Genomic DNA, 21,158 nt, shown 5'->3' on the forward strand with positions numbered 1-21,158 from the left:
TAGACGCCGGACTTCATATTGCCTTCGTTGAACAACTTCTCACCCTTCTTAGCCCAGATCCGGCGTTGACCGGGACCAGAGGGTCCTTCGCCATCTTCTTGCTTGCTTTCGGTAGGCCGCGATGTCCTTGGCGTATTCCACGCTCGCCACCGTCGCCGCCATGCCGGCCATGATGTCGTTATTGGCGCGTACGCCGTTCTGGAAATCTGACCGCTTTACGATGTACGCCCTGCATACTGGCCCGCCCAGGTACTTGCTTACGGAAAATCAGCGGCCGGACTGTTGCCGTCCCCGCCGTGACAGCCGCGCACAGGGCAGACTTAAGCTTCACCTGCGGCGGCATCACCGCCCTCGAACGCGGCGAAAGCACTCCCGCGCCCAGCGACATTACCACCCGCCACACCCCACCGAACATCACCGCGCATCTTGGCCGAAATCCAATATAGTTGTACCCGCCTAATTTGCGAGACGATTGGACCGGTATCCTCTGTCGGGACACTTCTGCCATAACCCTTGACGAGAATAGGACCCTCCGAGAGCCTCGAGGATAACACAATCATTTCCCATGAAAAAACGTTGCCGGGCCAAAGGTGATTCTCCCGCACGGGAGACATGCGGGCTCCCCCCGCAGCAGGCCTTTTCGACAGTCAAATATTTAAAAAGTCAGCAAGTTGCGCCGACACGGCGGCACATACAGGCAGCGAAGCTCCCTGTATCAGGCGACGGCCGGGAAGCGATCCGTTCAGCCGCGGGAGGCCCCGGCGAACCTCGACCGGACGAGGACGACGACCGCCGATACGATCAGGCCGAACACGATACCGAGGATGATGATCGGTACACGCCTGGGTGAGGAGTATTCCTGCGGGGGGACGGAGGGATCGATCACCCTGAAGGCGTACTCGTCGAAACGATTTCGCCACCATGATCTTCCTGATCTTCGACTCGATGAGCTGGTAGATCGCCTGCTGCATCCTCGACGAGGCTCGTCTCGGCCAGCTGCTCCTTCCAGGTGGGAGATACTCGTTCTCCGCCTCGCGGATCGCCTCTGCGCGCCGTTCCGCGTTGATGCGCTACACCAGTCGGTTGGCCCACAGCGCCGCGGAGTCAGGATCCCGCCATTCGAGTGCCAGCGTCACCAGACCCGTCTTGACGTCCTTGTTCACGAACCGCACATTGCGATCGAACAGCCGGTAGGCATCCCCACGCCGTGGGCGGCTCTTCACCCTCCTTCCACCCTTGCGCGCGGCATCCCAGCGATCGGCGTACAGGACAGGCATGAGTTTCTCTTCCTGATGAAGGCATCGGCGGTAAGAACGCGCGATGACGTAGCCAGCGCCTCCGGCGAATCGCCGCCGCTGCCGCCGCCCAGCCGATACCGGCAAAACCCTCCAGCGCGCCGAACTGCAGGATGGGACTGGCCGACTTGTCGGAGCTTTCGACGGGGGCGAGCAGGGTCTCGGCCCGATACACCGGGGTCATCAGGAATGCGACAGCCACCGCAGCGGCGATGCACACCGACGTGATGGCGCCGATCACCCGCGGCCGGCGGCGAGGGCGCGCCAGATATCGGCGAGGTCGATCTCCTCGTCATCGTTGCGGTAGAGGCCGGGCGGCGGAAAGCGTTGGGGGGTTTTGTCGTCCATCAAGCCGCGTCCAGAGTATGTCGCCGCGCGCCCGGAGCCCTGCGACCAGGGCGGACCGGGGATCAGAATACGCCGACGACGTCCAGGCTGGCGCGAGTGAGTGCGAGCTGGTACAGGATCTGGCTGACGCTCGTGATCGGCTTGAGGCCCGCTGGGACGTTTCAAGCTTCATGGGCACCACGACCGTGTCGCCCGGTCCCATGACGATGCCCCCGTCGAGCCAGCCGCCGTCGGGACTCACCGATCCATCGGCATGGACCACGTAGATCGCCTTCTTGTTTCCGCTCTCGGTGACGTTGCCGCTGAGGCGGATATAGTCATCGCGATCGGCTTCGGATTATAAAGGTGCGACGTCGGGTTGTATACTTCGCCGATCACGGTCACTTCCCCGGGCTTCTGCGGGATATACAGCCGGTCGCCCGTGTTGACGACGATGTCGTAGCCCTCGTCGCGCAACAACTGCTCCAGATCGATCACCATGCGGCCCGTCGCCTGCGCGGCGTGGATCTGCCTGAGCAGAAGCTCGCCTTCGACGGTGGATTTCTCGTCCTCCTCCGGCGCGACCTTCGCCAGTTCGTGCTCGAGCCTGACCGCAAGCTGGTCGATGGATTCCTGTTCGCGCAGGCGCGCCGATTCGCGCAGGAACACCGCGGCGCGGGGATAGCCTCCGGCGTCAATCCGCCCGCGCGGCGGATGACCTCGGACAGCCTGTCTCCGCGCGCCACCGGGTAGTTGCCCGGAAAGCGCACCTCGCCCTTAGGCTCGATCATCCCCGCCTCGTCCCAGCTCGGAATGCGCCGTGCGACCACCTGGTCGTAGGCGGCCGGGCACCATGTCCTCCGAGACGGCGCCGTCCAGCACCGCGGCGAGATCGATGTCATGGCGCGACATTTCGCGGCGCTCGCCCTCGACGACGCTGTGACCGGTCAGCTCCAGCGCGAGCGTATGGGCGCGATCCGTCAGCCCGCCCGCCGCGCGCAGCAGATCGCTCACCTTCATCCCGGGGGTAAGGGGATACTGTCCCGGGTAATGCACCGTGCCGTCGATCTTGACAATGTGCAGCGGTCTTCCCGGCGAGGATTGCCTCTCGGTCATCACCAGCAGCGGCCGGATCGCCGCGCTGCGGTCCTCGTCGAGCGCGAAGACCCGGACCTCATCCTCCGACTGCAGCTCGGGGTCGTCCGCCGGATTCGCGTCCTGCAGCGCCGCCGCGAGGTCGGCATCGATGAACTGGATGTCGCGGCTGGCCGGATCCCGGCGCACGATGAGCTGATACTGCGCGTCCGCCCTGGGCTGCAGTTCCGCCATGGACGGCAGGAGATCCGTCAGGCGCATGCCGGGGAACCATTGATATTCGCCAGGCCGGTTGACGTGCCCCGTCAGGGACACAGCGTGCGCGACCCGGTCCAGGACGGAGACAATCCTGACCACGTCTCCGTCCTGCAGCGCGGTCGGCCTTCCTGCCGGCTGCATCAGATCGATGTCGAGCAGGACCCTCCGGTGATCGGCGCCGATACGTTCGATCCGCGCCTTTCTCGGATACGCCTCCGGCAGAAGTCCTCCCTACCAGATCGATCAGGTCCCCCACGGTATTCTCATCCTTCAGCTCATAGATGGCGGGGCGGCGCACCTGGCCGGCGATCCCGGCCTGCCTCCCGGCCGGCGCCACGAAAATCACGTCGCCCGGCAGCAGCCGGGCGTCACCGCTCGTATCGCCGCGCAGCAGCAGATCGTAGAGATCGAGCCTGGATACGAGCCTGCCGCTCCGTTTGAGCTGGATATCGCGCAGGCTGCCGAACGGCTTGACGCCGCCGCTCACGAACAGGGCGTTGGTCAGTGTGGACATCCCGCTCACCAGGTACGAGCCGGGAGTCTCCGCATCGCCCAGCACGAAGACACGGATGGAACGGATGCGGCCCAGCGTCACGGAGGCTGTCACGCCGCTGAGCTGGCGCTGCACGCGACCCTGTACCTCGTCCTGCATCCTGGAAAAGCTGAGCCCCGCGACCGACAGCAGGCCGATGCCGGAAACAGCAGCGCACCATCGCGGGTGACGGTCAATTCATGCAGGCTGTTATCCTTGCCGAAGAGCTGGACGATCACGCTGTCGCCCGGACCGATGACATAATCGGCGGGCACCGGGATATTGCCGGCGGGGGCGAAGGTGCTGGGGGCGCTGCGGAACAGATCCAGACCGAACTGTCTCAGCTCGGGTTCGACCGGCAGCAACTGCAGGGAAACCACACGCCCCGCGAGCGCGGGCTCGACCGACAGGCGTTCGACCGCTTCCCGCTCGCTCAACCCCGCGAGCATGATGCGCCCTGCGTCCGGCAGCACGATCGCCCTCGCATGATCCAGCAGGTAGAGTCGTTTCTCCGTGGCAGGAAGTCGATCTGGCGAGGCCGGCGGCGTTTGCAGGCCCAGCAGTAGCGTATCGCCGGCGCGAAGGCGCAAGGCGCCGGTTTCGACGCGCCCGTCAGGCGCGGGCGGCACACTTTCGGTCTGTAACGGCGCGGGCATCTCCACCGCCACCGCAGGCTCGGGTTGCGCTCCGAGGGCGCGCACCGCCGCCTGGCGCTGCTCCGGGGACATCTGCTGGAACTGCTGCTTAAACTGCTCCGCACCGGGAAGGCCTTCGGCGGCCTGCCCCAGCGCTGCGCACAGACACAGAATGGCAATCACGAGTATGCGCATGCAAGACCGTCGATCGATCATTTCACCCTCATTACATCCCTTACGGCTCGCCCGCGCACCGGCACCAGACGATCCGCGGCACGAACAGGGAGTCTAAGCGGTAATCACCGCGAAACAATAGCAGATCCGCCTGTTTATGGCCCAGCATCCGCCGCACGGCGCATTCCACCGCGAAGCTTCAAGGCAGGAATCACTGCAAAACAGGATTCAGGTCATGCCCGCGCGCACGGGAATGAAGTATTTCTCAGGCCTGCCCTGAATTCTGCAGCGTGGATTTTATCAGGTCGCAGGTCTTCTGCAGGTCGCTGGTGACAAGTTCCAGGCAGCGGCTGTGTCCCGCCACCTTGACCGCCGCATCCAGTCCGTAGCGGTCGTGTGCCAGCGGGTTCAGGCGTTGCTGTAGATCCTCGCGCCGGCCTCGCCCCTGGAGATCGGACTCACCCGCGGCGCGCCGATCTCCAGGTCGTAACCCAGGAAGAAGATCGCCTCGAGCGGCGCCGGTTCCCGGCACAACTCGCCCGGAAACGACTCCACCGGGACATGCAGCGTGTAGGAGGTCTGCAGGGTCTCCGCGGGCAGGCCGAAGGGATCGGGCGGGACCGCCTTCAGGCACAGCGCGTGGGGATACGGATGGACCCGCAGGGTCTCAGTATGAATCGGGGCGAGCTCGTCGCTCAGATAATGGAAGCCGTTGTTGATCAGCGCCCAGGTGGTGGTCGACTTGCCGCTGCCCGAGGGGGCTACCAGGATCAGTACGCGCCCGCCGAACTCGAGCGCCGCCGCGTGCATGAAGAGCAGATCCTGGCGCCGCTTCTGCACCTCCATGGTCATGTGCTTCTCGAAGAAGTAGAGCAGCTCGTATTCGTCCTCCGCCGCCTCGGCTGGCTGGCCGTTGAACCGGAGTTCGAAGCGCGGAGCGTCCAGGGGATGGATGATGTACTCGAGATCCGGCTCGATGTCCGAGTCGGTGACAAAGGCGCTGTAACCCTTCAGCAGCAGCTTATAAGAATAAGGGTCCGCACAGCGGACCCTTATCTCAACCCCCAGGATGTGAAACCGGAGTGTGTTCAAATGTCAGAAACAAGCGTGCAGAGTGGGTTCAGCACGATATATGAGACCTTAATCGTTGCCCCGACTTCTGCCTCTTGATCTGGAATTGCTATTGTTGTTGCGCTTGTTCTTGTTATTGTCGTAACCCATGTCCTTGTCCTTGCTCTTGTATCCGACCTTCTCGTAGTCCTTGTCTTTTTTGTCCTTGTCTTTGTCGGATCTCGGCGAACCGTGTCCCGCCAGAGAAGGCGCTGCATGCATGGTTATGACAACCGGCACGACATAAGCCGATTTCTTGAGGAATCTACGTCTGGAATCACTATGAATTTCGCTCATGGCCATTACCTCAGTTAAATTGACCACTGCTTTCCGCAGCAAGGAATTAACCCGTCCCCGATTCGATCACGCGACCTCTAACAGGCCCATATCACACAATTGTTCGGTCACCTGCTTCACGTCGGTCATGGCGGCATCTGACCCGATCTCATAATGCGCGGCGTATTTCTCCGCCAACTGATCCGCCGTGATACCGCCCTCGCACAACTCCCAGATGAAACTCGCGGAAGAATTGAGTTGATGTATCTGGTTACTCTCCAGATCCAGGATCAGAAATTCATCATCAACCGCTCGAACCGTCAGGCTCTCACGCTGCTTGTACCGCATCAGACAGCAACTTTCCCCAGAAATACCGCAGGTATGATAATAGCTTAGGCAGCAAAGACCGATCAACATATAATTGGCCTGCCAGCAACATGCCAAAAGACCGCTTCGCGCCGTAGTGCAGAAATGTCGAAGCGGTCAACGCTTCGAATCTTTACTATTGAAATTTATAGAATTATAAACCACCCAGCCATGCACCCACCCACCGCCGCAATGGACACCGCCCCGTGGTCGCCCTCCCCGGAAGAGAGGCTGATGCTGATCTGCGCCCGGCGGGAAATAGCCCCGCCCCTGCAAAGGGAAGCACACAAACTGGCGCAGCATGTCGACTGGGGACGTATGGTCGAGCTATCGCGCTGCAACATCGAGTCGGCGCCATGGTGTATGCAACGATCAAACGGCAATTGCCCGAAGCGATACCGGAACAGTTGTTGACACAATTGCGGGCAAACGCCCTAGCAGGCACCCACGGCAATCTGGTGCTACTGCGGGAAATGCTACGCGTCGCCAGGCAACTGAGTACATGCCGTATCCGCTTTGCCATCTTCAAGGGACTGACCCTCAATCAGATGGTCTACCAGGATCTGGGCATCCGGAAATGCGGAGATATCGACATCCTGGTCGGCCAGAGAGATTTCACGCGGGTGAAGGATCTGCTGCTCGCCGACGGATTCTCCCCGACGCTGACTGACCTGGCCGAGGTGCAATACTTGCAGTCAGGTCTATGGCACGAGCAGCGCCAGGTCAGCATTGACCTGCACTGGGGTATACCGCCGCGCGAACTGGGTATACGCGCGGACAAGATTCTGGAGAATGCATCCGGGATCTTTATTGGCGGACAGTCTCTGCCGGCATTCAGCCCCGAAGATCTGCTCATCATCCTGTGCGTCAATGCCACCAAGGAATACTGGAACCAGCTACTCTATCCCTATTGCGACATCCACGAATTTCTGAGCAGTCATCCCGGGCTCAACAGGTCTGCGCTGTTCACGCGCGCACGGGAATTGCGTTGCGAGCGCATGGTGAGGACAGCGCTTAGGGTGGTGGCCGCGCTGTACGATATGGCAGCCCTGGGCGGTGACAACCGCAGGACGATGGAAAATGATCGTGCGGCGCAAGAACTGATACTGCAACTATTCGATCATCGTCCTGACGAAGGCACATTCATCAGCCACAGACGACTCTTATATCTTTTCGACTCCACCGACGACTACTTCATGACGCTCATCGACACTCCGCTGCAGCGTCTGTCATACCGGCTGCTTCACATACCGCTGCGGCGGTTCGTACCGGAGGCTCTGCGTGCTGACGACACGCCGCTACCACGCGGACTTGATTTTCTGCGACCCGCCGCCAGAGCAGCGCGCATATGCGGCCTGATTTTGCGCAAGGGTTACCAGAAAATGAAACAACGCATCGGTTAGAACGCAAGGGAAACCAGAACCGGCTATCCTCATGCCCGACCGCATCGAGAGAAGAACTGGCGGAGAATTTACTGGTTATCGACTAGTGCCGGATTGTATTTTTGCGTTCGCGGGAACAACAGACTTTTGAAAGTTGCTCTTTGACACGAAGGCACAGGCGTCCGCCTTCAGGCGGCGGTCCATCGCCACGACGATGTAGGCCCGCAGGGCGAGCAGATTGTTGTCCAGAGACCTGGGCTGTGTCATCCGCTTCTTGTACATCCGCAACCTCTCCGGGACCAGCCACATGACAGACTTTGGAATTATGTGGCTGCGCGGCGCACGCCTGACCGGCGAAATCGCGACGCCATTCAGCACCTGCGCGATCAGTTCATTGGACAGCAAAGCCCTCGCGTCCTCACTTTCCAGCGACTCGCACAGATGACGGACGACTGTCGGCGATGCGAGAATACCCGCCGTATTTTCAATCGCATTATGCTCGGCGAAATCGATCTTCGGGCTCAGGTCACGGATGATCTCGCTGTACATTGAGCGGCCGTCGCGCAGATGATCCGGCAGGGGCGACGATGACATCCAGTATGCGGCGCGACAACAGCGGATTCATTACCTCGACTAGGCGCTCTTGATGTCGTTCAACGCGGCCCAGATAACCGGACAGCGGTATTCGTGAGGTGAGGCGATCGCGCCAGGTCGATAATGTCTCGCTCTCACGCCGATGTAAATGCTCCGGCCAGTACTGGCTTTCGCCGAAGAGGCTGTCGAAACGCGCGAGGTTGTCGTAATCACGCAGAAACATGGCGCCATCGATGCGGCGAACATCCTGTTCGCAATACACCCGATAGGGACTGAACACGACATCACCCGGATGACGCCATCTATTCCGGAAGAGAACAATTGGCCCCATATCCGGCAACCATCCATGTAGGCGGACAAAGTGGCTGTGCGTCCCTCGCCGGCCACCAGCAGGCGATCGAACACCGTACTGATGCTTTCCGCAGCTATGTCGGTGGCGAAATACTCGTGGGCGATGCCAAAGTGATCGGCCAGCTTACGCGCCACCACCGCATCGCTTTTTGGCTCCTGTTGTGCGGAGGCCAGCCCCCAGGTGACACTGCGCAGACCCGATTTGTTCTCCAGCATCAGCAGGATGCAACGACTGTCAAGGCCGCCCGACAACATAAGATTCCATGTCTCACTATCAATGCGAAGCTTGCCGAATACCTCGCGCAGCGCCCTGATAAATTCATCCCGGTGCGTGCGGTCCGGCGCGTGACGCGGTGCAAATTCGATCCGCTCCACGATCTCCTTCAAGGACCATGAGTCGCGATCCAATACCACGCGAGAATTTCCTGGCAGGCATCTGATGCGGCTGTCCCAGGAGAGGCCCGGGCCGAGATTACCCGCCGACAGCATCCATGCGATGGCATCCCGGTTTGGGCGATAACTGCCCAGCGCGGTCACAATTGCGCGCTGTGAGGTCGACGCCACGAACAGGTCATCCGTCATCACATACCAGAGTGCGCGAGGCGCAGGCATCGCTGACCAGTTCGACGCGACGGTCATCTGAACGAAACAGCGCATACGATCCGTCCGGCCGCGGCGCCAGAGTCCGCCACCACTCACCGCCGGTGTCGACGAGAAAACCCAGGCAGACGCTGGAATTCTGCACGAGGACTGCGCTGTTCGGGTTGAACACACCGATATCGAGTCCTGGTTCATGCAAGATGAGCGGCGGGTAAGGCTCGATATTATCCGGAATGAGCGCGCGCGACAGCCGGTGGAACAGCGCGGGATCCGGGCGCCTGACGCGATCACGGTGAGCGACCAGGAGCAATTTAGCCATGGTTCACCCGACAGCACGCCGTGCAAGGGGCACATCCAACATGCGAAACCACAGGTTTGCGTGCCGGAAACCCGATCTGGTTCTCCGGCATCCCGACAGAGCCCATGCCGGCTTTACCGGCAACCGCGATCATTTGTCACCACAGCGGAACATGCGCGCGCTGCCTCTCATTGAACTCTGCCAGTCGCTCCTTTCCCAGCATGGCCTGCAGATCTGCCAGCAGGCGCCGGAACCGGTCCTGGTCACCGCCCTCGACCGCCTCCGTCAGCTCGCGCAGCCCTTCCGCGAGCGACTGCCTGGCGTCCGCCGCAAAGGTGTTGTGCGTCTGGATGTCCCAGTACACCTCCGCGCTGGCGCTCAGGATGCGCGCCAGCAGGGACAGGAGCGCCCGATGCGGCGGCGTCATGACCGGCAGCATGGCCTCTACGTCGTAATCAAGCCGGCGCATCGCCATGCCGAAGGCAAGGATCGCGGCATGGGTCGCCGTCTGGAGAGCGGCTGCACAGCGGTCGTGCTGCTCCGCGCTCAGCATGTGCAGGGTGGCGCCCCATTGCTGCGTCAGCCGGAGGAAACGGTCCGCCTGTACACCGCGGCTCGCCTCGACTACCGCAACGCTCTGGTTCACGAAATCCAGCGATGGGGCAAACATCGGATTAATGCTGAGCTGCTCAATGGTTCGCGGCACCCGGCCGGCCATGGCAGTCGCCAGCGGCAGCTTGACCGACAGCGTGTCGACGAAGAGCGCCCCCTGTTTCATCAGGCTGACAATGGCCTGCCAGGTCTCGAGCAGGACACCCTCGGGCAGCGCCGCGACGACCCAGTCCGCACCGGAGAGGACACGCTCCGCCTCTTCTGACAACGCGCGTACGTCGGAGGCGATGCAAGCGACATCGCGTTGCCGCGCCGGCGGCGCGGGCGCGATATCGATCGACGTGGTCGCGATCCCGTCACCGGCGAATTTCGCGCAGAAAAGCGCTCCCAGGGCGCCATTGCCGCCCAGAACTACGGCGCTGATCGCAGGAAGATTCGGCTTGTTCATGGAGGTCTCGAAGGCATCTGTGAATATATAATCGGATTGGCGGCGTGAGCTAGTCGCTGGCGTCGATGATGCGATCCTCGATCCGGCAGGCCTCGTCGATGATCAGGGTATACAGCTCACGGACAAAGCCAGGGTCTACGCCATGGCGTTCCGCCAGCGCGGCGCAGCGCTGCTTGACCTGTTCCACCCGGCCGCTTTGCATCATCGGGATTTCGCTCGCCTTCTTCAGACGGGCGACATCGCGGCATACGGAGTAACGCCGTCCGAGCAGCTCGATGATCTGCTCATCAATTGCATCAATTGATTCCCGATATGGGAGCGAGCTGTTCCATCATTTTATCCTGTCATCTGTCCTGGCACGGCCGGGATTGGTTTGTCATTTCCCTGGAGACGGGATCCCGTAACTCCGATGATCCGCTCCGATCTGCACTGACAGTTCAGCCAGGCGGTTGATCAACCTCCAGCCAGGCGCGCCTATTATTCCAGCCGCAGCGAGGCGCATGCTCACAGCGCCGCCTGGCTCTGCCGTCATCCAGCGCCGACACCGCCAGTGCATGGACCAGCGCCCTTGATTTCAATAACATTTCCTCGAGCTCCTCCTGCGGATTAGACAGATCGATGATGGCACCGCCGACACCCACGGTGACATCTTCCGGGGTCACGACGATGGTGCGGATCACGATGCTGAGATCGGCGCTGCCATTGAGGCCGAAAAACCCGATGGATCCCGAGTAGATGCCGCGCGGCCCTCCCTCGAGCCTGTCGATGATTTCCATGCTGCGCTTCTTCGGGGCCCCGGTCATCGATCCACCGGGAAATGCGGCCTGTACGCACTGTACCGGGGAAATGCCGCGGCGCAACCTGCCATGGACCGTGCTCACAAGCTGGTGCACCGTCGCGTAGCTCTCCACGGAGAAAATATTCGATACATATACGCTGCCGACGTCGGATACCGTGCCGAGATCGTTGCGCAGGAGATCAACGATCATCAAATTTTTCGGAACGGTCCTTCCCGTTCTCGCGCAGGTCCTGGTAGATGCGCTCATCTTCCTCAGGCGTCTTGCCGCGCGGACGCGTACCCTTGATCGGCTTGGACTCGACCGTGCCATTGGGGCCGATGGTCAGGAAGCGTTCCGGCGAGGAACTCAGGACAGCCACGCCCGGGAAATTCCAGATAGGTCGCATACGGAGCCGGGTTGCTCTCGCGCAGCGCGCGGTAGGTGTTCATAGGGTCGATTGTCACGTGCTGCGTGATCATGTTGGTCAGGCAGATCTCGTAGGATTCGCCGTGCTTGATCTCCTGCTGGCATTCCCGGATGCGCTGCAGATACTCTTCCGGCGAATGCCGCGCGGTCTGCGCGACCATCCGCGGCACTGGCGCCCGCCTCCACGGCCTCACCGCCGGCAACTTCTTCAGCTTTGCTTGCATGTCGTTCAGCCATTGCCGGGCGCGGTCCGCGTGATCCTCATCGTCAAGACAGACCAGGTAGGCGATGTTCTCTTCGTGATCGAAGGCGATGATGCGGTCGGCGAATACGAAGGCGGCATCCGGCGTTGACGCCCGGTGCGCCGCGGTCGCGCCGCCAATCGGCCTTCAGCTCGTAGCCAAGATAGCCGGCGTAGCCCAGGTTGAAATCGAATGGCAGTCCCTCCACCACTGCGTGCCGCTCGTGCAGCATACGATCCAGATAGGTGAAGATGCTCTCGCTGAAGACCTCATCCTGGCCACGGCGAGTCACCGTCACCTTGCGCTCCGGCAGGCTGTAGCTGACCGCATTCCGCATGCGGACCCGCTGGCGTCGCCCATGTAGGAGAAGCGGGAGAAGCCGCGCACCAGTGCGCTGTCAAGCCAGAAATTGGGCGTGGAGTGCGCGAAGAAGTTCACGAACACCTGCTCGGCGTTCAGATGCATGGGCACGCGGCGATGAAATATCCTGAATGGCCGGCCGTTGATCTCACCCCGGCCCAGGCTGACCGGATCCCGGTCGGCGCTGTTCCCGTGCGGCACGATGTCGAAGCTGTCCGGGCATCGTTTTGCCGTCCCTGTATCGGTAACACGCCGGCGCGGCGGGTTCTGCTTGAGGAATTCGGCCGTGAGCGCGCGGAAATTCTCCAGGATCTGGTGGCCGTACTCGGAACAGATCGATTCGGGATGGAACTGCACGCCCCAGATCCGGCGCGTCTTGTGGCGCAGGCCCATCAGCATGCCATCCTCCGTCCAGGCGAGCTTCTCCAGTTCGTCGGAGAGTTCGGCGACGTGCAGCGAGTGATAGCGGATGGCGGTGAATGGTGACGGGATACCCTTGAAGACGTCCTGGCCGGTGTGATGGATCAGGCTCGGGCGGCCGTGCATGACGCGGTCGGCGTAATCCACCTTGCCGCCGAACAGATGGCCGATGCCCTGGTGGCCCAGGCACACTCCCAGCACCGGAACGGAACTCTCGCGAATCGCCTCGGCGCAAATGCCGAAACCTGCGGCCGTTCCGGCCGGCCAGGTCCGGGGGAAATGACAATGTTGTCGAAATCGAGCTGGCGGATCTCCGACCCGGCGGCGGTATCGTTCCTGACCACGACCGGCGGCACGCGGTTCACCTCGGCGATCAACTGGTAGAGGTTGAAGGTGAACGAATCGTAGTTGTCGATCAGTAGCGTTTTCATGAGCGCACCCGCACCCAAATGCGGTGGCGCATTCAGGTCCTGACATAATCCAGATGGTATAAATGACTTCCCCATCAGGTATATCGACTGGCAATCATCACGCTTTAACATGGATGATGACCGTACAGGGACCCACGATCCGACTTTATCCGCAGCACCCCGGATATTGCAGCTTGCGCTCACCCTACCAAGCATCGCCTGCCCCTCCGCTGTTGAACAGCGGGGCACCGGCGTGTGGCAGCCAGCCAATCATCGTTCGCGTTCTTCCACATCAGGAATTTGACAGGATCAGGACGTCGACAAATTCGGGAAATGAACCACGCAGGCATCTACGAATCCGCAATCACTCACACAGTATCTTTTCGGAAAAGACGATTCACTTACTACATCGACTCTTACTCGTGTGAATGCTTCGAAGCTTCTATATCAATTTCGCATGACGAACTGATCCATCCTGGTCAGCGTGATGGTTTAACGAAGTATTACTCACACTATGAAGCAGATATAGCCGCATTCTTATAATTCGCAGACACACTTTGCGTCTCAGCCTATGGTATCTAAAGTCATTTATATTAAAACTTCACCACTCTGGAACCAATTCTGGACTCCGACTGTCATCTATATGACACAGACTAGTAATTCATCCAGTAAACACATCGTCTGAGTCCGCTAGAAAGACGAACCACAAGCCGAGGACACCCGCGGATCTATTCCAGGGTGAACTCAGGCAAACCGGGCAACACGAACACCCGACAATCCCGTTCATATATATAGATCCACGGATCTATATATTGGATCACTACGGAGCGTGCATTACCTATGCGCAAACTACTTATTGCATTGACCGCGGTCATTTCGTTCCCTTCATCAGCCCTGCCTCAGCCGATCCGGTTTTAGGCGTAGATTCTTCCGGTCGCCATTTGTACAACAAGGCGACAGGAGCCGTTTTTCTGGCTCGGGGATACCGCCTGGAGCCTGTTCGGACGCAATCAAAATGAGATCAGGCTGTACTTCCAGGAACGCAGTGCTCAGGGATTCAACGTAATTTCGATCGGGAATCTTTTTCCGAATTACAGCATGTGCGATAACGCCGGGAATTACCCGTTTACAGATTCAAACGGTGTGCCCGTGCCATGCCCCGGCCTGGAGCGCAAGACTGGAGCAGTCGCGCATATAAGCCATATATCGCCGATTGGACAAGCCATCCCCGCGAGCCCGGCGGATTCAACGAGCTACTCGTGGACTGACGGGCTGGACCCAACGAGTGTCCAACACGAATACTCTGACTACATTTGCAGGCAGCAATAACGGCTATATGTTCTCACTACCCGCCGATGCCACAACGCGAACACTGCGACTCTACGTGGGCGGCGTAAATTCCCGCAGCAGGATCACGGCAACCGTCACGGACGGCAGTACTGCGCCATATACGACCACTATCGATACCGGCCCCAACAATCAGGCGAGCAATGACGTAGTCACCATCACCTATCGAGCTGGCGCAAACAACCAAGCGTTGATCGTACGTCACATCTTACTGGATGATTATGGTCAGAACGGTTCCATTAATATCCAGGCAGCCACGCTTCAGGAAGATAATTCAGGAGCAGCCCTCGGTGGCAGGACGGCGCCTGCTCCCGCGGCAGTAAATCTTACCAGCGAAGGGACACTGGACTGGGCACACTGGGGATTTACCGGTTCGGCATCCGCCGGCTCACCCAGCATCAATCGTCCGAACGAGGCATACTTCAGCTATCTTGACTGGATTATCGATACCGCAGCCGATTATGGCTTATATGTTTCCATACGCGGGCTTGGGCAGTCACTCGACAATGCAGTGACCTGCGCCTTCCCATCAAATGATCCCGAAACCTCCAACTACTCACCCATGCATCTGACTCCGAATCAGGCGCACAGTTTCGCTGCCTGGCTGGGAAACCGCTGGAAAGACAAACCGAATCTGATCTTCAGCGGAGGCCAGGACAAGAACGCAGTACGTTCCGAACTGAGCCCGAACCCTTGCGTCAATGCTCCCGATCAAAGACCGTACTGGCGCGCCCAGGCCGAAGGATGGCTTCAGGGCGTGACCGGCGAAGTTGCGACATACAATCAGGACCACCCTGCGTGGGACCGCATCATCATGACCTGGCATCCGGCGGGCGGTGGTCAAAGCGCCAATAGCAGAGCCTGGTTCCCCGATGATCGCTGGCTGACCTTGAGCCAGAATCAGTCCTGGTCATTCAGGGATCACTACACCAGCATTGCCAGCGATTGGGCGCGAATACCGGCCAGGCCCACATTCTTTGGCGAAAGTGTGTATGAAGGCGCCAACCGCGGGAATATAAACGCTACCATCCCGCGCAATCTTCGTGCTGCAGCCTGGACTTCCGTACTCGCCGGGGGCTTCGGCTTCACCTACGGTGCCGAGGGCGTGTACTTTTTCAACGGCATGGGTGACAGCAATTGGCTGGATCTCGTGCGCAATAACGAGGCCGGCAAACAGATGGGGTTCCTGAAGAATCTTATCCTGTCACGGCCTCCGCTCGATCGCAGGAACGGAACCGGGCTAGTGCTGAGCGCCAGCCTGGCCACCGGACAGACAGCCAATACAGCCATACCTGCTGAACATGTGCAGGGGGGTGGCTCATCCTCAGGGAATTACGCCTTCATCTATTTTCCGCGGTCGGATATGAGCGCGGCGATCAACCTGAGACCGTTCTCGGGCAGCCGAGTCAACGCCTGGTGGTACAACCCGAGAGATGGCAGGGTCTACAACAGTGCGGGCACACAGGACAGCCGACCCTTTGCCAGTTATCCGGTCAGCGCCCTGACACAGGCATTCACACCGCCGCCGTCCAATGGCAATCCGAATATCAGCGATTGGGTTCTGGTACTGGACGACACATCTCAGGCCTTTGGCGCCCCTGGCCTAATCGGCGCCGATCCGGGCTCGGATCCGACTACTGACCCTGGAACGGATCCCGGTACGGATCCATCCACTGACCCTGGAACGGATCCCGGTACGGATCCATCCACAGACCCAGGAACAGATCCCGGTACGGATCCATCCACAGACCCGGAAACGGATCCCGGCACGGATCCATGGTACGGATCCATCCACAGACCCGGGAACGGATCCCGGTACGGATCCGGGACCGGTCGGCGGAGACAATGATCCCGGTGTCGCCTCATCTACGGTCATCGTTGACAATACAGATGACGCCATTATCTATACCGGGCAGTTGACTCATATGATCCTCTCCGGCGCCGGCCAGGAGGGAACCATGGCCGTGACCTCCGATCGCCAGGCGACAGCATCGCTGACGTTCAACGGGACGGGTATCCGTTTTTATTCTCACAAAGGTCCGGGTACAGGCAGGTTCGAGATCTACATCGATGACGTCTACCAGACATCGTGGGACGGTTATGCCACCGATGAGGAATATGTCGCTCTGGCCTACGAGAATACCAGTCTTTCTCAAGGAGAGCATACGATCACCGTCCGGAATACAAGCAACAAAAACGAATTGTCCGCTGCTACCTACATGAACGTGGACTGGTTCGAAGTTCACCAACGACGGGTCATCGACAGTACCGATGATGTCATTGTCTATGCCGGGGATTGGACTCACGAGATTATGTCCGGCGCCGGCCAGGACGGAACAATGGCCGTGACCTTCGATCGCCAGGCGACGGCATCGTTGACGTTCAATGGGACAGGTATTCGTTTGTATTCCAGGAAAGGTCCGGGGGCCAGCATATACGAGATCTATCTCGACGGCGTCTTTCAGGCCTCGTGGGATGGCTACGTGGCGAACCCTGAAAATCAGGTCGTGGCCTACCAGATCTCGGGTCTGCCCTCAGGCCAGCACACCATTACGCTGCGTAACACTAGGAACAAAAATCTGCTGTCAGCCGCCTCGTACATGCACGTGGACTGGTTTCAAATAGAATAAACGCGCGAAAGGGGACCGCAAACGGGGACAGATTTGAAATCTGTCCCCGTTTTTTTTTCGTCCGCTGAATAAATCTGTCCTTCACCAGGAATACTGTCCTGAATCAGCAGTCCCCGTCATTTCATCGGCAGGGGACTCAAGTCGTCCGACATTGCACCTCGCTCCATCAGCCGATACAGATCGTCCGGCGGCACCACCATCTCGCCCACGTCACGCATCCAGGGGGACAGCGAGAGCCGCGCCGTTTCCCGGGTATCCATGGTCAGCATGGAACTGAGCGGGATTGTCAGATATACGCCCTTGTCGCGGTAGGGATCGTCCGGGCTGCCCGGACCGGTGATATCGTGACCGTTGGTTATGCTGTACCACGCCCCGATCTCGACCCCGGAGCGGAAGCGGCGATTCAGCTCGTAGCGGATCCCGTCGTCACGGGCGAGGAACTGGCCGGCCCGCACCGTCGCCGTCAGGCCGTACCACGGCAGGCGGTAATGACCGGATACAAGCGTGGTCAGCACCGAATAGTCGCGGAAGGCGAAATTATCGCCCGGCTCGCGCTGCCGCAGCCCGTCCACCATCAGATCAAGCGCCCAGCGGCCATCGCGCGACGGATACAGCAGTTGTCCGCCCGCGCCCGCGAACATCTCTTCGTAATAACCCGCGGACAGGCGCGCGCTCATCCGCCCCGGTAGATCCAGATACTTGTTGACCAACAGCGAATCGAGCCGCAGACGGCCGCCCTGTTTGTACTCGGCGACGTCCGAGCGGACATGCGGAAGCAGGCTGTCGGATTGCGCGGAAACGTCGCTGACATCCTCATACAACTGGAGCCGGCCGGAAGTGGAGAAGAACAAACCGTGCCCGAGGTGTCTGCGGTAGCTGAGCAGCGAAAACACGTCATAATGAAACGCCCGGCCCGGATCCGTGCGGGTGATATTGAACAGAAATCGCAGGTTGAACGGGTTTAGCTGGAACTCGTCCTGATCGTGGCGCCCGTCGTCGTCACCGATGAGATTGATGGCCTGCACAGGCGCTGCATCCTCCCCGCCCGGGGCGGACTCCAGCCCCCGTGGAGGCGTCAGGCCGGACGGCGTGCGGCGCCTCTTCGATCGCCGCTTCGGCATAAATCACATCGACACCGGCCTCCACCTGGTCCCACGACACGGTCCCGGCGAAATATTCCCGCAGCCGAGGGATGTCGCGAAATACATAGGTAACCACGGGTAAGTCGTTCTCGGTACAGGTGACCGTAACCGATGCCAGATCCTGCGGACCGGCCTGCACCAGGATACGCGCCGCGCGGCTGATGATGCACCGCACAGAGGAGATGCAGGGATGGGTGAGGCTGGCGCTGAGCGTCCTGCCGTACAGCATGACGTGCAGATTCCGGAACCCTTCGCTGCGCAGCGCATCCTCGATTGCGCCGCTGTAGCGCGCATCGACGCGCCAGTCCGCGAGCGGTGCCGGCGGCAGGCTCACCCGGGCAGGCGGCGGCTCGTCGATCTTGGGGATGAACTCCCGCTCCATCAGCGGCACCGTCACGTGGATATTGGCGCCAACCTCGCCATCCTGCCAGGAGAGCTGCGTGCCCAGCCAGCCATAGCGGTATTCCAGCGCATAGGTAGCCACACCCGCACGCTCCGCCGCACCCGACGATGCAGCCTCGGCGATCGCGGCGGTAGTCGTTGGCGTCGTACTCGACGACGAGGCCCAGGTTCCTGGCCCAGGCAGGCTGATAACGCAGGCCGCCGAAGCCGCCGTCGAGCCGGTCGCTGCCGTAGCCCAGCGTGAAGTCGAGTGCGCCGATGCGTTTGCTGAGGGTGACGAACTCCGCCGAGAACAGGCGGGTGCCGTGAAAATCCTGCGCACCCACCGCCAGTTGCGGGATATGCGCGGTCTCCGGAAACAGGACCAGCTTGGCATCGAAGGCCTTGTCGCGGAAATTGCCGACGTTGTCCCCCGCCTCGAAGACGGAGATATTGTCGATCGTGGTATAGCGCGCTGACAGTTCCAGCCTCGGCAGCACCGTCGCTGCTCCACAGCGTCGAATACGGATCGAAATTACTAAAGCCGAGCCGAAACGACCCGTCCCGCTCCAGGCGCGCGTCGGGCATGTTGATCAATCCGGTCTGACCCAGCACCGCAGGCTCGGCACTCACCTCCCCGGGGAAGACAAGCGCGAGCGCCATGACCAAAATCGGGGACAGATTTATTTTCTATAGCGAGAACATGGGGACTGAGTAATAAATCTGCCCCCTTCGAGACCTGGGATCCGGGGACAGGTTATTAAATCTGTCCCCTCGGCAGAGAAACCACGGTCTGGAGAGGGGCTCGGAGACGCACTTGTGGACAGAAAATAAATCTGTCCCCCTTTGCATGCGGTGGGAACAGCCGGGGATGGATTGATTCGCGGGGAACCGGGGGACGAATAAATAAATCTGTCCCCAATTATCAATTATCAGTGGGAAGGCGTGCTGGAGCTGCCCCCTCCGCCTCCGCCGGCCACGGCGCCCAGCAGAACGGCGATGCCGGCCCCAATCAGGACCTGCTTCGTCGTCACGGTGCGGGTCGCCCTCTTCACCGACGTCGGCGTCTCCACCGGGATTTGCGCCTGTTGCACTTCGGGTGCGGGCTCCGGCGCTACCACGGCGGCAGGAGGCTCGACGGCGGAGGTGCGGAGACTTCCGGCGGCGGGACCGGAGCCGCATCCTGCGCCGGTTTCACGATGCCGATGGCCGCGGCCAGTTGCAGCGGCACGGGGGTCATACCCGCAGTGTCAGCCGCCCCCGGCGACAGGTCCTGTGCATGCACAGCAAGCGGACAGGCCAGCATCAGGCACAGGCCCAGATTCAGGCTGGATCTTGGCAGAATCATGATCTCCCTCTCCCACGGCAGACCCGCGCCCAATTGTCATTGGCGGCAGGCGGACTACTGGAAATTTCGTCCCTCATCATACCGGCTCGCCCGCGCTCCCGCCACAGGGAGTGGCGCCATACCGCCCGGGACATCAATTATAGGTATGCAGCATTTCCGTAATCAGGATGCCGTCCGGTCCGCGCCGCACATGGAACAGGACCTTGCCCTGTACCGTCGTAACGCTCTGATCGCTCTTGAGCACCACGTCGACCTGGAAATCCCCCTCCCCCTTCAGGCCGTCACCGCGCTTGTCCTGCTCCCAGCGGAGGCGGCTGATGGTGAACTTGCGCGTCTCGCTGATCTGAAACAGCTCGCGATAATCCGCGGCAATGCCCGACTTGCTGCTCTGGTCATTTGTCCGCGCATCCTCGGAGAAGAGGCCCACCAGCGTGTCGAGGTCGCCCGCTTCATAGGCCCGGGAGAACGTCTCCGCGAGGCGATCCAGCTCCTGAATCGTGATGGCTTCGCCGTTGCGCGACGCCTGGACCGGGGCGACACTCGCAATTACTGCTGGATCACTTGTCTGTACACCATCAACCCTGGGGACAGCAGGCGCGGACGGAGCTATCGACGCCCGGGCAGGAATCTTCGCGGCGGCGTCATCGCGCGGCACGGTCACCACCCCGGTATTGCGACAGCGCCCGCCCTCGCCGCGGGTTTGTCCTCGAGCAGTGTCTGGCGCAGGATTCAAGTTTCCTGGACGGCGCGGCGCGCTCGCGACAGCCGGAGACTCGACCGGCGGCTTGGCGCTCGCTGCCACGACCGGCTCTGAACGGACCACAGATCCGCCAGCCGCAGGCCGCGCCGGGGAATTCTGCACGGTTCTGTTTTCGCCGCCGGCCCCCTGTCCTCCCGGCGGGATCACCGCCGGCTGGCGCGCCTCAGCACGCGATGCGGCCGTATTCGGAGCGCGCCTGTCTACTGGCTCATTACCCGTGGAACCGGTCTCGCGCCGGGCATCAGTCGATGAACCTCGTGATACCGCGGGCTTCTTGTCTTCGCCGGCATCGGCCGTCGACGGATCGGGGATGGCAGCGAAGGGACTGAACACCTCACTCGAAGCCGCCTGCTCCGCCGTATCGCGCATGACGTTGCCGTTGACCGGCGCAGGGATAGAATCCGTGCCCGCCTCGCCCGATGCCGCCTCCATTTCCTCCCCGGGCATCGATACCGAGTCGGAATCCCCATGAATCGATCCGGCAGGACGATGGCATAGACGCCAAGCACTATGACCACCGCCGCCAGGATCGCAAACGTGGAACGGTCCATGGACAGGAT

The 21,158-nt window shown here is 60.8% G+C and carries 22 protein-coding genes and 3 pseudogenes; 5 read left to right on the forward strand and 20 right to left on the reverse strand.

The features are described from left to right. Positions 1-742: 742 nt before the first annotated feature. From IPK65_06785 to IPK65_06825, 9 genes and pseudogenes are all read right to left on the reverse strand, one after another. Positions 743-886, reverse strand: a complete 144-nt coding sequence (locus tag IPK65_06785) for a hypothetical protein (GenBank protein MBK8162842.1) — start codon at positions 884-886, stop codon at positions 743-745. A gap of 218 nt (positions 887-1,104) precedes the next feature. Continuing rightward, positions 1,105-1,536, reverse strand: a complete 432-nt coding sequence (locus IPK65_06790; protein MBK8162843.1) for a hypothetical protein — start codon at positions 1,534-1,536, stop codon at positions 1,105-1,107. 580 nt (positions 1,537-2,116) lie between these two features. Next, entirely contained in the window at positions 2,117-2,413 is a 297-nt protein-coding gene (locus IPK65_06795) for an SLBB domain-containing protein (GenBank protein ID MBK8162844.1), read from the reverse strand. Beyond that, positions 2,400-3,032, reverse strand: coding sequence for an SLBB domain-containing protein (locus IPK65_06800; GenBank protein ID MBK8162845.1), 633 nt, complete (start codon positions 3,030-3,032; stop codon positions 2,400-2,402). The genes IPK65_06795 and IPK65_06800 overlap by 14 nt, the downstream gene beginning before the upstream one ends. Before the next feature lie 136 nt (positions 3,033-3,168). Next, positions 3,169-3,489, reverse strand: a pseudogene (locus IPK65_06805) (SLBB domain-containing protein). An 89-nt stretch (positions 3,490-3,578) separates the two neighbouring features. Further along, on the reverse strand, positions 3,579-4,337 hold the full coding sequence (locus IPK65_06810; protein ID MBK8162846.1) for a polysaccharide biosynthesis/export family protein: 759 nt from the start codon (positions 4,335-4,337) through the stop codon (positions 3,579-3,581). Between the two features lie 387 nt (positions 4,338-4,724). Next, complete coding sequence (locus IPK65_06815) at positions 4,725-5,408, reverse strand: hypothetical protein (protein MBK8162847.1); 684 nt, start codon at positions 5,406-5,408, stop codon at positions 4,725-4,727. 48 nt (positions 5,409-5,456) lie between these two features. After that, positions 5,457-5,765 carry a hypothetical protein gene (locus tag IPK65_06820; GenBank protein ID MBK8162848.1) on the reverse strand — a complete coding sequence of 103 codons (309 nt, stop codon included), beginning with the start codon at positions 5,763-5,765 and terminating at the stop codon, positions 5,457-5,459. 24 nt (positions 5,766-5,789) lie between these two features. Next, positions 5,790-6,050, reverse strand: a complete 261-nt coding sequence (locus IPK65_06825) for a PqqD family protein (protein MBK8162849.1) — start codon at positions 6,048-6,050, stop codon at positions 5,790-5,792. Positions 6,051-6,424: 374 nt separating this feature from the next. Between IPK65_06825 and IPK65_06830 the strand changes: the two genes are divergently transcribed. After that, positions 6,425-7,471, forward strand: a complete 1,047-nt coding sequence (locus IPK65_06830; protein ID MBK8162850.1) for a nucleotidyltransferase family protein — start codon at positions 6,425-6,427, stop codon at positions 7,469-7,471. 75 nt (positions 7,472-7,546) lie between these two features. Here IPK65_06830 and IPK65_06835 read toward each other — a convergent pair whose 3' ends face one another. The 6 genes and pseudogenes from IPK65_06835 to pabB all read right to left on the reverse strand — a co-directional run bounded on the left by IPK65_06835 (position 7,547) and on the right by pabB (position 13,011). Further along, positions 7,547-7,999 (reverse strand): hypothetical protein, encoded by a 453-nt coding sequence (locus IPK65_06835; GenBank protein MBK8162851.1) that lies wholly within the window; start codon positions 7,997-7,999, stop codon positions 7,547-7,549. Positions 8,000-8,083: 84 nt separating this feature from the next. Further along, positions 8,084-8,977 (reverse strand): hypothetical protein, encoded by an 894-nt coding sequence (locus tag IPK65_06840; GenBank protein MBK8162852.1) that lies wholly within the window; start codon positions 8,975-8,977, stop codon positions 8,084-8,086. Beyond that, entirely contained in the window at positions 8,967-9,314 is a 348-nt protein-coding gene (locus IPK65_06845) for a hypothetical protein (GenBank protein ID MBK8162853.1), read from the reverse strand. Before IPK65_06845 ends, IPK65_06840 begins: the two co-directional genes overlap by 11 nt. A 136-nt stretch (positions 9,315-9,450) precedes the next feature. Further along, the gene (locus tag IPK65_06850) at positions 9,451-10,353 is read right to left on the reverse strand and encodes a prephenate dehydrogenase/arogenate dehydrogenase family protein (GenBank protein ID MBK8162854.1); all 903 of its coding nucleotides are present in this window, start codon (positions 10,351-10,353) and stop codon (positions 9,451-9,453) included. A gap of 49 nt (positions 10,354-10,402) precedes the next feature. Further along, on the reverse strand, positions 10,403-10,654 hold the full coding sequence (locus IPK65_06855) for a chorismate mutase (GenBank protein ID MBK8162855.1): 252 nt from the start codon (positions 10,652-10,654) through the stop codon (positions 10,403-10,405). A 136-nt stretch (positions 10,655-10,790) separates the two neighbouring features. Beyond that, positions 10,791-13,011: pseudogene (gene pabB / locus IPK65_06860) on the reverse strand (aminodeoxychorismate synthase component I). 903 nt (positions 13,012-13,914) lie between these two features. Between pabB and IPK65_06865 the strand changes: the two are divergent. The 3 genes from IPK65_06865 (at position 13,915) to IPK65_06875 (ending at position 16,967) form a co-directional block, all read left to right on the forward strand. Continuing rightward, positions 13,915-14,319, forward strand: coding sequence for a DUF4038 domain-containing protein (locus tag IPK65_06865; protein ID MBK8162856.1), 405 nt, complete (start codon positions 13,915-13,917; stop codon positions 14,317-14,319). After that, the gene (locus IPK65_06870; GenBank protein MBK8162857.1) at positions 14,276-16,186 is read left to right on the forward strand and encodes a DUF4038 domain-containing protein; all 1,911 of its coding nucleotides are present in this window, start codon (positions 14,276-14,278) and stop codon (positions 16,184-16,186) included. Before IPK65_06865 ends, IPK65_06870 begins: the two co-directional genes overlap by 44 nt. Before the next feature lie 109 nt (positions 16,187-16,295). Next, positions 16,296-16,967: a hypothetical protein gene (locus tag IPK65_06875; GenBank protein ID MBK8162858.1), complete on the forward strand. Its 672-nt coding sequence runs from the start codon at positions 16,296-16,298 to the stop codon at positions 16,965-16,967. Positions 16,968-17,083: 116 nt separating this feature from the next. On the opposite strand, the gene IPK65_06880 is transcribed toward IPK65_06875, so the two are convergent. From IPK65_06880 to IPK65_06890, 3 genes and pseudogenes are all read right to left on the reverse strand, one after another. Then, a complete protein-coding gene (locus IPK65_06880; protein ID MBK8162859.1) occupies positions 17,084-17,992 on the reverse strand; it encodes a YjbH domain-containing protein in 909 nt (302 codons plus the stop codon). Then, positions 17,967-18,593: a YjbH domain-containing protein gene (locus tag IPK65_06885; protein MBK8162860.1), complete on the reverse strand. Its 627-nt coding sequence runs from the start codon at positions 18,591-18,593 to the stop codon at positions 17,967-17,969. Before IPK65_06885 ends, IPK65_06880 begins: the two co-directional genes overlap by 26 nt. 34 nt (positions 18,594-18,627) lie before the next feature. Beyond that, positions 18,628-18,843: pseudogene (locus tag IPK65_06890) on the reverse strand (YjbH domain-containing protein). Between IPK65_06890 and IPK65_06895 the strand changes: the two are divergent. Then, on the forward strand, positions 18,817-18,969 hold the full coding sequence (locus IPK65_06895) for a hypothetical protein (GenBank protein ID MBK8162861.1): 153 nt from the start codon (positions 18,817-18,819) through the stop codon (positions 18,967-18,969). The pseudogene IPK65_06890 and the gene IPK65_06895 sit on opposite strands and share 27 nt — an antisense overlap. A gap of 635 nt (positions 18,970-19,604) precedes the next feature. Here IPK65_06895 and IPK65_06900 read toward each other — a convergent pair. Then, positions 19,605-19,838 (reverse strand): hypothetical protein, encoded by a 234-nt coding sequence (locus IPK65_06900; GenBank protein MBK8162862.1) that lies wholly within the window; start codon positions 19,836-19,838, stop codon positions 19,605-19,607. A 133-nt stretch (positions 19,839-19,971) separates the two neighbouring features. After that, positions 19,972-21,030 carry a hypothetical protein gene (locus IPK65_06905; protein MBK8162863.1) on the reverse strand — a complete coding sequence of 353 codons (1,059 nt, stop codon included), beginning with the start codon at positions 21,028-21,030 and terminating at the stop codon, positions 19,972-19,974. Positions 21,031-21,158: the final 128 nt, after the last annotated feature.

It is taken from the genome of Gammaproteobacteria bacterium (assembly GCA_016712635.1).
Lineage (GTDB): Bacteria > Pseudomonadota > Gammaproteobacteria > SZUA-140 > SZUA-140 > JADJWH01.